Source organism: Streptomyces sp. ME19-01-6 (assembly GCF_033793745.1).
Lineage (GTDB): Bacteria > Actinomycetota > Actinomycetes > Streptomycetales > Streptomycetaceae > Streptomyces.
Window position 1 is genome coordinate 82,370 of record NZ_JARAXF010000035.1, and the last position, 11,979, is coordinate 94,348.

An 11,979-nucleotide genomic window follows, 5' to 3' on the forward strand; every position below is an offset into this window, starting at 1 on the left:
CGGTCAGTTCGTGCCGTCCGACCGCAGCACCGTCTCGGGGACGAGCACCGACACCAGCGCCCCGGTGACCGGGTCGACACTCAGCCCGCGCCCCGGGACCGGCCGCCCGCGCAGCAGGTCGTACGGGACCCGCACGCCCAGCAGATCGCCCTCGCCGGGCGACTGCGGGGACAGCAGCAGGCCCTTGCGGACCCGGCGGACCTGGCCGAGCCAGCCGATCCCCGCGGAGGTGAGGGTCTCGGCGGTGGCCGCCACCGCGAGCCCCTGGCCGCGGTCCCGGCCGGTGGACGCGATCTCCCGCAGCACCGAGTCGGCGGACGGCATCTGGGCCAGCAGATCCGCGTCGTCCACCAGCACCGCCACGGGGCCCGCCTCGGCCTCCAGCGCCTGCCGCACCTCGTCCGCGCCCGGGTCGGGCGTCTCGATGACCTGGGCCCGCGGATGCCTGCCAAGGCCCCGCAGCGGCGAGTCGCGCGGAGTGAGCGCGACCACCCGCGCCCCGCCCGCCAGCAGCGACACAGCAAGGCTCGCCAGCGCCGTGGAGCGGCCCGCCCCGGGCGGCCCGCTGATCATGAACGACGGGGCGTCCGCCGCGAAGTCCACCCCGACCGGGCCGAGATCGTCGCCGCCCACCCCGAGCAGTCCCCACAGCGGGCGGCGCAGACCGGCGGGCACCTTCTCGTACGCGTCGGTGAACGTCACCCGCTTCGGCAGGCTCGCCACCTTCACCGGGCGCAGCGCCGCGGGCACCTCGCGGTCGCGGCGGGCGGCCTCGGCGCCGATCCGCCGCAGCGCCTCCGCCTGGTCGCGCCCGGCGCCCACCGCGCTCAACAGGGCCACCTGCACCTCGGTGGCGCTGCCGCCGCGCCAGCCGCGCCCCTGCGGCACGACGGCCGGGATCTGCTTGGCCGGGATCTGCGCCAGCATGTACTCGCTGCGGTCGGTCAGCCGCAGCAGCAGCCGCTCGTCGTTCAGCGACGCCACCTTGCCGGACAGCAGGGCGCGTTCGGAGGTGGCGATCACGTGCAGGCCCATCGGGGCGCCCTCACGGATCAGCGCGGTGAGCTCCTGCACCGGCCGTCCGCCGTCGTGGTCGCCGAGCAGCGCGGTCAGCGAGTCCCAGCCGTCGATGAGCAGCACCGTGTGGGCGGGGCGCTCGGCGGGCGGCAGCAGGGAGCGCAGTTCGGCCAGGTTCGCCGCGCCGTGTGAGGTGAGCAGCTCCTGTCGGCGCCCCATCTCGGCGACGAGCCGCGCCAGCAACCGGTTCAACCGCTCCAGGTCGGCACGGGGCACCACCGCGCCGCAGTGCGGCAGTTCGCTCAGTGCCGCCAGCGCGCCGCCGGCCGCGTCGACGCCGTAAAGGTGGACGTCGGCGCAGGAGTGGCGGCGGGCCAGCGCGCCCGCGATGGTCCGCAAGCCCTGGGAGCGGCCCGAGCGCGGCGTACCGATGATGTAGAGGTGCCCGAAGCGGGAGAGGTCCAGCTCCAGCGGCTCCTGACGCTGGGCGCCCGGCAGGTCGGCCAGCGCCCAGGGCACCGGCGCGAGCCCGCCGCCCGGCCGGTCGGTCCGGACCGGGAGCTCCTCCAGGGTGATCGTCTGCGGCAGCGGGGGCAGCCACGGGCTGGGCTGCGGAGCGATGGCGAGCGAGGCCGCAGCCTCCCGTACGGACTCCACGAGCGCGGTCAGATCGGTGGGCACCTCATCGGCGCCCAGCGGCGGCAGCTCGTCCTCGGCCTCGTGGGCGGGGCCCGGTTCGGCCGCCGTACGGCCCAGCAGCGACCAGGTCAGCTCGGCGGCCCAGACCGTGGCTTCGGGCGCCTCGGCCGGGGCGGGCCCGGGGGCCTCGTCCAGGCGCGGGGCGCCCACGAAGGCCGTCTGGAACGGCAGCACCGAGCGGTGGCCGGTGCGGGCCAGGGCCCGGCCCGGGGTGGCGCCGGAGATCGTCACCGCGTCGTTGACCTCCAGTACGTCCTGGCTGTCCATCGCGTCGGTGACGCGCAGCGCGATCCGCAGATTGGTGTTGGCCCGGATATCGGCGGTGATCACGCCGGCGGGCCGCTGCGTGGCCAGCAGCAGATGCAGGCCCAGGGAGCGGCCGCGCTGGGCGATGCCGACCAGCCCGGGGATGAACTCCTGGACGTCGCGCGCGAGCGTCGCGAACTCGTCGATGACCAGCAGCAGCCGGGGCAGCGGGGGCAGCGCCGGATCGCGCCGCCGCATCGTCCGGTACTCGCCGTGGTCCTTCGCCCCGGCCTCCACCAGCACCCGCTCACGCCGGACCAGCTCGGCGGTCAGCGAGGCCAGCGCCCGCTCCACCAGATGGCTGTCGAGGTCGGTGACCATGCCGAGCACATGCGGCAGCCGTACGCAGTCCTTGAAGGCGCTGCCGCCCTTGTAGTCGACCAGGACGAACGTCAGCTCGTCCGGCCGGTTGACCGCCGCCAGCGAGGCCACCAGCGTCTGCAGCAGCTCCGACTTGCCGGCGCCCGTGGTGCCCGCGATCAGCCCGTGCGGGCCGTCCTTGACCAGGTCGAAGGTGACCGGTCCGGTGTAGCCGACGCCCAGCAGCGCGCCGGTGGACGCCGGCCGCTTGCCCCAGCGGCGGACCAGTTCCTCGGCCCTCGGCGGCTCCAGGTCCAGCAGCCCGAGCAGCCTCACCTGGTCCGGCAGTCCGTCCGAGCCGTCCGGTGTGACGTCCCGTACGGCCGCCAGCGCGCGGGCGATCCGCTCGCACCACTCGGTGTCCACCTGGTCGGGGCGGATGCCGGTCACCTCGGCGCTGCCGGTGCGGCGCACCGTCAGCTCACGCGCGCCCACCGCGCAGACCGTGACGCACTCCTCGGGGAGCATGCGCTCCTCCTGGTCCAGGCAGATCAGGAACACCCGCACCGACGGGCCCTCCTTGAGCACCTGGACCACACCGGGCACATCGCGCAGTCGCCGCGCCCCGTCGAGCACCACCACCAGGTCCGGCTCGCTCAGCAGGGCACCGCTCATCGCGGAGTCCCGGGCCCGCATCCTCGACCGGATGGCCGAGACCAGCTCGGAGACCCGGTTGGCGACGGTCTCCGGGTCGTTGCCGACCGTCACCGACGGGCCGCCGGAGCGTGTCGCCGCCACCCCGCCGCGCCCCGGGCGCGCATGCGGCAGCCAGCGCACCCACTCCCAGGCCGGCGCCCCCGCCATGTCCGTCAGCACGGTCACCCGTACGTCCCGGGGGCTGTGCAATACCGCTGCCTGCGCCACCGCCCACCGGGCCAGCGCCCGGGCCGCTTCCCGCTCCCCCGCGATGCCGACCACGCCGTCCGCGCACAGGTCCACCTGCACCGGCATGTCCGGGATCCGCCAGTTCACCGAGCGGTGGTTGTCCTCGCGTGAGCTGTCGTCAATGGTCAGCAGGGAGGACTGGCCGACCGTGCCCACCCGCAGCGCCAGGTGGTCCGGGTGGCCGCGCCGCCGCTCCCACAGCCTGGCGCCCGGCCCGACCGCCCACAGCCCGGTGGTGGCCGGATCGGGACCCGCGGCGACCCGCAGCCGCCGCTCGCGCTCGACCTTCTCCCGTACGTCCGCCTCCAGTGAGGCGCGGCGCGCGCGGTAACTCGCCACGCCGGCCAGGTACTCGCGCCGGCCGCTGCGGCGGGTGGTCACATGGTTGGCGATGGCCAGGAACGGGCTGAAGACCGCGAACATCAGATAGAAGTACGACCCGAGGAACGTCACCATGGCGATCCCGAGGAACATCGGCGCCACCACCACGAGCACCGGGATCGACCGCCGCGACGGCGGGGTCGGCGGCGCGGGCAGCACGAACCGCTCAGGCGTCAGCGGCGGGATGATCCTCGGCGGCCGGTTGAAGTCCAGGTACGCGCCGTCGGCCGACACCGTCACCGCCGCGTCGGCCTCGGTGGGCTCCGCGACCCGCAGCAGGTACTCTCCCAAGACCAGCTCGCCGTCCAGCGGCCACTCCGTCCAGCCGCGCGGCACCGGCTCATGCCGGTCGGCGTCCGGGTCCGGCAGTGGGGGCGGCGGCGCGGGCGGCAGCGGGACCGCGTCGGCGCGCGGCCGCTCCGGAGGTGGCTCGGGCACCGACAGCGCCACGGTGCCGCCTGTCTGACCGGCGTTCAGCAGCACACCGCCGTCCGGGCGGACCGTCACCCGGACTCCCGTGGCCGGTACGTCACGGCCCTCCAGCCGCACCGCGCTGCCGGGCTCCGGGCCCACCGTGTACGTACCGGGCCGCAGCAGCCATAAGCGCCCGGCGCCGCGGCCGCCCACGAGCTGCAGCTCGACCTGGGGGCCGCGCGGCAGCCGCTCGCCGCCGGCGGACCGCGAGGGCGGCGGGAGTTCCTCGCGCCCGGGCCCGTACGCACCCCCGTCCCCCGGCGCCGGAGCCCCGAGCCCCAGCCGTGCCCCGTCCCGCACCCCGGCCGCCGCCAAGGGAAGCGCGGCGGGCAGCGGCCGGTCTCCGAGGAACAGCTCGGCGCCCTTCGGGCCCGTGGCATGGCCCATCTCGGCCAGACGGACGGCGACGGCCCGGGCGGTGGTGGCACCGCTCGCATCGAGCACGACGTCGCTGTCGGCAACGCTCACAAAAAGTCTCACGGCTGCGAAGAGGTCCGTTCGTTTGTCGTGGCGGATGCGGCGGAGATGCCACCGGACCGCGACGGCGGCACGGCGGGAGCGGGCTCGGCGAGATCGCCGTCGTCCCCGGAGCCTACGGGCCGGGCCGGGTCCGGCCCGGCTTGCTCGGCTGGACCGGCTGTTTCGGTCTTCTCAACTGCCGGGGCTGGACGTTCCCGTACGGGGCCCGGGCGGTCGCCCGGCTCGGCGAAGTCCGGCTCTGCGAAGTCCGGCTCGGCAAGGTCGGGTTCGCCGCGCGGGCCCGGGACCGGGGCGGGGACCGACGCCGGGGCGGGCTCCGCGAAGTCCGCCTCGAAATCTGCCCCCACATCGGCCGCGAAGTCGGCGTCGGCCAAAGCATCGTGGACCGGGACCGCCGCGTCCCGCGCCTGAGCGGCACCGGTGCGGGGCTCCGGTGCCACGGTGGCCGGCACCGTGGCGGGCGCGGCCGTGCCGGGGCCCGCCACGGCGGTCCCGGCGGGTGGCCGCCGACGGTCGCGGCGGATGGTGCGGGCGATAGCCCGGGGCAGGGCGGCGGACTCCAGATCGAGGTGGAGGCCGGGGGCGAGGAGGCGGCCGCCGGGCTCGGCGTGGAGCGTCCAGCAGGCACCGGGGACACGGCCGCCGACGAGGGCCCGGAGGCGGCCGTCGGCGCCGAGTTCGGAGAGCCGGGCGGCCTGCTCCGGGGTCGGGGACCAGCACACCACGACCGGTGTCACCGGGGACTCGGCGAACACGCCGTCGGGAAGAGCGTCGGGAAGGGTGTCGAGGAGGGTGTCGAGGTCGGGGCCGGGATGGCGGGGGTGTACGCCGCGGGCCACATGGACCGGCGGGCCGTCGGGCAGGTGGTCGATCTGGGCGGCCAGGGCCTGCAGCACGCCCCGCGCCGCGTGAGGGTCGCCTTCGACCGCGAGGGCGGCGGGGCCACGCATCCAGTCCACGAGGACGGCACCGGGCAGCCGCCGGTCGACGCCGACGGCGAGGAGGAGTCGTTCCGGGCCGTCGGACGGGTCGACCGAGGCGGCCGCGGCCGACCAGGACCACTCCCCCGGTTCGGCCGAGGCCTTCTGCCAGGGCCCGGCGGGGGGCAGCGGGTCGCGCCCGGCCAGAACGACGCGGACCTGGTCGCGGGCCGGGCTCAGCTGCACCGCCAGGGCGTAACAGCCGTCATCCGTGGTGGAGTCGGCGTGGTCGAGCGCGGCGAGCGCCCTGCCGGGCGCGGCCGGGTCGGCGAGATAGCCGGAGAGGATCCGGGCCCAGCGGAGGTGGCGCCGGAAGACGCGGAAGGGCTCGGCGAACGCCCGTCGCGTCATCCGCGCTTCCCAGACGATGCGGCGGCAGGTACGGCGCAAGCCGCCCTGAGACCTGAGCAACCGCGCGCACAGCCAGACCAACAGGGTGAAAGCGGCGAGGAAGCCGAGGAGGATCAGCCAGGAGGCACGATCGGGCATGCCGAGGGCGAGCCGTGTGTACACCGGAACCTCACGCTGGGGACGGGTCGGGGAAGCGAACGCTGGAAGGCACGTAACCGCACCACCATACGGCGCGGCGACCGGAGTTCACTGCTCCGTCTCCGCCAGAACGCGCGCGACCAGGGGGCTGTCGAGCTGGCGGGCCACGGCGACCAGGTGTCTGCGTTCGGCCTGCGGTGGCACGTCGATGCCCGGCAGCCGCTCACAGGGCTGCCGCGGGGGCCGCCCGGCCCGCAGGGCTCCCAGAGCTCCCCTGATGCCCGCCGCGGCGGCCAGCGCGTCGCGGTCCGGTGAGTCGAGGCCGTGTTCGTCGAGGCGCCGTGCGGCGTTCACGATGTCCTGGGAGGTCCATGGGCGCAGTGCGAGCTGTCCGTCGCGGATCTCATGGGCCCGGCGCAGGGTGTGGAACTCCCACGCGGAGCCGGAGGGCGGGCTGTGGAGGATGACACCGGGGTCGGCCTGGGTCACGGTGGTCCACAGAGTCTCCAGGGCGTAGAAGTCGCGGCGGCGCTGTCGCCGGGTCCCCAGGGCGGCCCAGGTCCATCCCGTGGTCGTGACCACCCCACCGAGGGCGGAGAGGGCCGGGCCCACATCGGTGGACAGGATGTCCAGCGTGCTGGAACCGAGCACCGCGCCGAAAATCGCGAGGACCTTGCATACGCCATAACCGCCGATGAATGTGCAGCCGATCACCAGCACACGCAGACTGCGGCGCAGGATGGGATCGTGCACGTCCTTCAAGCGTTGGGAGCACACGTACACCATCGACCACAGCGCCCATCCGAAAGCCGCCTGATACACCAGCACAAAGGCCAACACGGGCGGGCGGGCGCTGAAGGTGATGTCGAAAGTCATGGGCTCTTCGCCGGGGGGCAGGTCGGCGGAGAGGAACAGCGCCCACATGACGACGATGGCGGCGGCATAGAGCGGCAGGACGCGGCGCACGGCGCCACGCATGCCGATCCCCCGGGGCGGCCGGCCGCCTTCGCTGACGGCGAGCTGCCGTGGTGACCACAACAGCGCCAGAACGCGGAGGCAGCCGAAGCACACGAGGACCTCGGTATAGACGACGGGAGTCGCCAGGTTGGAGATCCCGCTGGTCTCCCCGATCCACCGGTAGACCACCGGAATGGCGGCGGTGAAAGCGGTGCCCCCGGCCAGGGCCCCCACGGCCATCAGCAGGAGGCTGGGGATCCGCTCCCTGACCCAGGCCAGCGCCTTGTACACGGCCAGCCCGTACTTGACGGCACTCACGGTGACGTAGGCGAGGGTGTGGAGGCCGCCCGCCTCAGACATGGCGCCCTTCCCGGTGGACCAGGGACGGCGCGAGCCGGGCGGCCGGGCCGACTTCGGGCGCGAGGTTCAACTGCTGGTACAGCAGTGTGCCGATGGTCTCGGCCTCGTGCTCGGTGGGGTCGTCGTAGTGGGAGCGCCCCAATGCCCTGCGCACCACGGCGGGATCGATGGCGTCGTGCCGAGGGAGGTGGCCGAGCAGCAGGTGTGCGAGTTCATGGCAGATGACCAGCAGTTGATGGGCGCGGCTGGTGTGCTTGGGGTAGTAGATGCGGTCGTGCGTCAGGTACTGCTCGTACCTTCCGGTCGGCTCGCCAGGCGCCACGTCCTGTTCGATCAGTCGCAGCGCCCGCTGGGTGCGGGCCTCGTAGGCGGCGTGCAGCTCGGCCAGGGTCGGATGCGGGGGTAGACCCAGGTCTTTCAACAAGGCCCGGACCCTGCGCCGTTCGGACCGCATGCCCACGCTGTCGTCCTCTCCCTCGGCGCGCTGTCAGAAGGTCGGCCCCTGTGGGGATTGCGGACGCGGCCCATTCACCGCGGCGTCCTCTCACGGCCCTTGGGCTGACGGGCGACGGCGCGGCGCAGCTGGTCCACCAGGGTGCAGACGGTCTCGCGCATGTCGTGGGGCAATACGGCGACACCCTCGGCGATCTGACGGACCTGGTCGTCGTCGAGCAGCCCGGCGTTCGTCTGTGTCAGACCGCCGGCGAACTGGGTCGAGCCGCCGGCGGCGCGGTACCGCCCGCCGACGGGCTCGCCTCGCCGCTCTTGTTCGATGGCCCCCAAGTGCCGCTCGACGTCGCGCGCGTAGGGGTCCTCGTCGGGTGAGAAGAAGTACTCCACGCGCACCCCGAACAAGGTGGCCAACGCGACCGCCCGGTCGGCCCGGGGGACCGAGCGGCCATTGCGCAGATTGCTGATCTGACTCACGGACATCCCGACGGCTTCCGCGATCTCCCGCTCCGTGTACGGCCTGCCCAAGTCGACGGGGTAGATGACCTCTTGCAGGCGCTGGAAGCGTCGCGCGAAGCAACCTGCCGCGTCATGACGTCCTGACATCCGCGGACGTTCTCCAAGGTTGTGCTGCGGGGGCGACATACCCGTGGATCCTAAGCGAACCGCAAGGCGGCCACTGCCACTCCACCCGCACCGATTCCAAAAAACTGTAAAAACTGAGCCCCGAATTGCCCGATATGACGAGGGTGCCCTCAGAGCCTACTGAATTGGTTGACAGCATCGGCGGGCATATTACAGGATCACTTCGCTCACACGGTCCGGCGCCGACCAGCCAACGGGGGCAGGGGGAATGGCATGCGTGTCAGGAGAGTTGACGGTCACCTCCTGATCGGCGACCCCAGATTGCCACTGAGGGTGCTCTTCTTCCACTACGCGGGCGCGACCGCGCTGTCCATGCTTCCGCTCGCCCGGGCCCTGCCGCCGGGCTGTGCCGCGGTCGCGTTCGAGCTGGACGGCCGGGGGGAACTGACCGACGCTCCCCCGGTGCGCAGCTTCGACGACGCGGTGAAGCGGCTTTCCCCGGCGTTCCGCAGCTGGGTCGACCGGCCCGCTGTGGTGGTGGGGCACGACGTGGGCGCCCTCCTCGCCCACGCCCTGGTCTCGGCGCTGCCCGGCGACCAGCGGCGCCACATCAGGGACGTCGTACTGTCGGGATCCTGGTCCCCGGCGACCACCGCACGGTTGGCGGCGCACCCGCGTGCCCCGTTCTTGACCAGGACCCGGGACGAACTCGTCACGGAGCTGCGGCGCTACGGCGGCTGCCCCGCGGAGCTGTTCGACTACCCGCACATGCTCGACCTCGCGGTCACGATGCTCGGCCAGGACCTGCATCTCATGGACACGTACCGCGAACCGCCCGCCATGGCGGCGGGTGACGGGACGGACTACCACGTGTGGTTCGGCCGTGGCGACCAGAGCCTGTCACCCGCGGAGCTGGAGCGGTGGCGGCTGAGCACGCCGTCCCCGCCCTGGCCGCGGGACTTCGCCGGCGGTCATGTCTTTCTGTGCCAGGAGCGGCCGCCGGCCGTCGCCCTTCGCGAGCTGGTGTGCGGCCGGCTGGCCGCTGTCGCCGCCGCCCCGCCGCCCCCACGGCGCGGCGCCGCCTGAAAGCACCACAGGGACACTTAAATCAGCTGCTTGACTCGGGCCGCGCGGATGGGGTTGCCTGACCGTGTGACCAAGGAGGCCCTCGAGGTGCTGTTGCGTGGGCTTCCTTCCTTGGAACCCGCTGTTGCGGTGGAGGCCTGCGGCGGCTCGAGGGACTGGCCGTCCGCGGACTGTGGGAAGTCCCGGTGCGGTGGTGATCATGACTGGCAGGACGGTACGGGCGGAGCAGGTCAGCGCGACCAGGGAGCTGATCCTGACCGCGGCGGAGCGGCTGTTCGCCGAACGCGGGGTGTACGCGGTCTCCAACCGTCAGGTCAGCGAGGCCGCGGGACAAGGGAACAACGCCGCGGTCGGCTATCACTTCGGGACCAAGGCCGACCTGGTGCGCGCCATCGCACGCAAACACGCCGAACAGATCGAGCGGATCCGCGCCCGGCTGCTGGCCGAGACCGGCGACTCCGACGACATCCGCGACTGGGTGGCCTGTCTGGTGCGACCGGTCCCCGAGCATCTGGCGGCCCTGGGCAGCCCGACGTGGTACGCGCGGTTCTGCGCCCAGGCGATGACCGACCCCGCACTCCACGAGATCATCGTCGAGGAGTCCATGTCCTCCCCGTCGCTGCTGCGGGTCATCGAAAAAGTGAACCGGCGCCTGCCCGACCTGCCCGCCGAGGTCCGCGCCGAGCGCGGCGCCATGGCGCGCGAACTCATTCTGCACATCAGCGCCGAGCGTGAACGCGCGCTCGCCGAGAACACCTCTACTCCCCGTGCCACCTGGCACGACACCGCCACCGGACTGATCGACGCGATCGTCGGCCTGTGGCTGGCCCCCATCACGCGCTCAGGGAACTGAGGAGCGACGGCCGACCCGGCCGGATCCGGGGCGTCAGGTGGCAAGGCCTTCGGTGGCCTTGAGCACCGCCCGCCGGAACGCCTGCGCGTCGGCGGCCCCGTCCACCTCCGCGGACCGCTGGGCCCACTCCTCCGCGGCCACGCGCAGGGCCCCGTTGAGCATCACCGCCTTGATCCTCGGCAGCAGATCCGCGGGATCGGCTCCGGTGCGGGCGGCGATGATCTCGGTGAAGACGGGTTCGGCGTCATGGTGGACCTGGAGCCAGACCGCGCGCAGCCCGGGCTCCTCGGGGAGCAGGCGGATCAGCCCGCGGAGCGCCGAGGAGGCCTCCCGCGGGTCGGCCGCCGAGGGCAGATACCACTGGATCCCCTCACAGAAGGGGCGGTCCACGGGCCAGGCGCGCAGCCGCCGGGCGACGGTCTCCAGGCCGGCGGCCGGCAGCGGACGGACGCACTCCTCCTTGGAGGGGAAGTAGCGCCACAGCGTGCGCGGCGAGATACCGGCGGCGCGGGCGATCTCCTCGCCCGAGGTCGCCGCCACCCCGCGCTCGCCGAACGCGTGCCGCGCTACCGCACATGCTGCCCGCGGGCCGCGGCTCGATCGTCTTCACCGCCTCCGAGGCCGCCCGGCGCCGCCTACGCGGCCTCCGAGCACGGTGTCGTGGGTCTGGCGAAGTCCCTCGCCGTGATGTACCGGGACCAGGGGATCCGCACCAACGCCAGACGTCATCGCCGAGACCAACTCCCCTACGTCCCCCGTTGGTGCCGCGTGGGCGAAAGGCTGACCAGAGCATGCCAATTCCGGATAGCCTGCCCCACACCCGCGGTCCATCAGGAGGACGCAGTGAAGACAAGCTCGCGCATCCGCCAAGTCCCGCTCATCCTCGGCAGCGCCGTCGCGCTGGTCATCGCCTTCCCGGGCAGCGCTCTCGCCGACCCCCCGAAGGCGCTGCCCGCCAACGCGGACGGAATGGAGCAGACGTTCCAGCCGGCCTACGACTACGACACGGACGGCTGCTACCCGACCCCCGCCATCGGACCCGACGGGACCCTCAACGGCGGCCTCAACCCGTCCGGGGACCCCAACGGCCAGTGCCACGACGCATCCGACCTCGACAACACCAACGGATACGCCCGCTACACATGCAACAACGGCTGGTGCGCGATCATTTACGGCCTCTACTTCGAGAAGGACCAGGCGACGATCGGCGGCCACCGCCACGACTGGGAACACGTCGTGGTGTGGGTGCAGAACAACCAGGCCCAGTACGTCTCCACCTCCGCCCACGGCAATTTCCAGGTCCACAGCCGTGACCAGATCCGGTGGGACGGAACGCACCCGAAGGTCGTCTACCACAAGGACGGCCTGAGCACCCACGCCTTCCGCGCCGCGAACTCAGGCGACGAGCCGCCGGAGAACCACCACCACACCTGGCAGTTCCCCAGCCTGGTCGGCTGGAACGGCTACCCCGCGGGGATCCGCGACAAGCTGAGCCAGGCCGACTTCGGCAGCGCCACCTTCGGCCTCAAGGACGGCAGCTTCAACGCCCATCTCGCGAAGGCCAAGCCGGCCGGGATTCCGTTCGACCCCAACGCCTGACGGGCGGGGCCGGGGGCG

Annotated in this window: 9 protein-coding genes; 3 read left to right on the forward strand and 6 right to left on the reverse strand. The window is 73.1% G+C overall.

All coding sequences use genetic code 11. The annotated features are described in order from the left end of the window. Positions 1–3 precede the first annotated feature (3 nt). The 5 genes from PV419_RS43790 to PV419_RS43810 all read right to left on the reverse strand — a co-directional run bounded on the left by PV419_RS43790 (position 4) and on the right by PV419_RS43810 (position 8,444). Positions 4–4,590, reverse strand: coding sequence for an FtsK/SpoIIIE domain-containing protein (locus PV419_RS43790; RefSeq protein WP_319698666.1), 4,587 nt, complete (start codon positions 4,588–4,590; stop codon positions 4–6). An 8-nt stretch (positions 4,591–4,598) separates the two neighbouring features. Further along, entirely contained in the window at positions 4,599–6,095 is a 1,497-nt protein-coding gene (locus PV419_RS43795; RefSeq protein WP_319698668.1) for a hypothetical protein, read from the reverse strand. A gap of 84 nt (positions 6,096–6,179) precedes the next feature. Next, positions 6,180–7,388: an MAB_1171c family putative transporter gene (locus tag PV419_RS43800; protein WP_319698670.1), complete on the reverse strand. Its 1,209-nt coding sequence runs from the start codon at positions 7,386–7,388 to the stop codon at positions 6,180–6,182. Then, positions 7,381–7,812, reverse strand: a complete 432-nt coding sequence (locus PV419_RS43805) for an ImmA/IrrE family metallo-endopeptidase (RefSeq protein ID WP_319698672.1) — start codon at positions 7,810–7,812, stop codon at positions 7,381–7,383. Before PV419_RS43805 ends, PV419_RS43800 begins: the two co-directional genes overlap by 8 nt. Positions 7,813–7,916: 104 nt before the next feature. Next, positions 7,917–8,444: a helix-turn-helix transcriptional regulator gene (locus tag PV419_RS43810; protein ID WP_319698674.1), complete on the reverse strand. Its 528-nt coding sequence runs from the start codon at positions 8,442–8,444 to the stop codon at positions 7,917–7,919. Positions 8,445–8,696: 252 nt separating this feature from the next. Here PV419_RS43810 and PV419_RS43815 point away from each other — a divergent pair, with 252 nt between their 5' ends. Both PV419_RS43815 and PV419_RS43820 read left to right on the forward strand, forming a co-directional pair. Continuing rightward, positions 8,697–9,509, forward strand: coding sequence for a thioesterase II family protein (locus PV419_RS43815; protein WP_319698676.1), 813 nt, complete (start codon positions 8,697–8,699; stop codon positions 9,507–9,509). A 199-nt stretch (positions 9,510–9,708) separates the two neighbouring features. Further along, entirely contained in the window at positions 9,709–10,362 is a 654-nt protein-coding gene (locus PV419_RS43820) for a TetR/AcrR family transcriptional regulator (RefSeq protein WP_319698677.1), read from the forward strand. A 33-nt stretch (positions 10,363–10,395) separates the two neighbouring features. Here the strand turns inward: PV419_RS43820 and PV419_RS43825 are convergent, their stop codons facing one another. Continuing rightward, on the reverse strand, positions 10,396–10,902 hold the full coding sequence (locus tag PV419_RS43825; RefSeq protein WP_415925513.1) for a TetR/AcrR family transcriptional regulator: 507 nt from the start codon (positions 10,900–10,902) through the stop codon (positions 10,396–10,398). A 303-nt stretch (positions 10,903–11,205) separates the two neighbouring features. Here PV419_RS43825 and PV419_RS43835 point away from each other — a divergent pair, with 303 nt between their 5' ends. After that, positions 11,206–11,961: an NPP1 family protein gene (locus tag PV419_RS43835; protein WP_319698679.1), complete on the forward strand. Its 756-nt coding sequence runs from the start codon at positions 11,206–11,208 to the stop codon at positions 11,959–11,961. Positions 11,962–11,979 lie beyond the last annotated feature (18 nt).

Bases quoted from the DNA above. Each gene is read 5' to 3' on its own strand.
- PV419_RS43800 (WP_319698670.1), bottom strand. From the start codon at position 7,388: ATGTCTGAGGCGGGCGGCCTCCACACCCTCGCCTACGTCACCGTGAGT.
- PV419_RS43810 (WP_319698674.1), bottom strand. From the start codon at position 8,444: ATGTCAGGACGTCATGACGCGGCAGGTTGCTTCGCGCGACGCTTCCAG.
- PV419_RS43815 (WP_319698676.1), top strand. From the start codon at position 8,697: ATGCGTGTCAGGAGAGTTGACGGTCACCTCCTGATCGGCGACCCCAGA.
- PV419_RS43820 (WP_319698677.1), top strand. From the start codon at position 9,709: ATGACTGGCAGGACGGTACGGGCGGAGCAGGTCAGCGCGACCAGGGAG.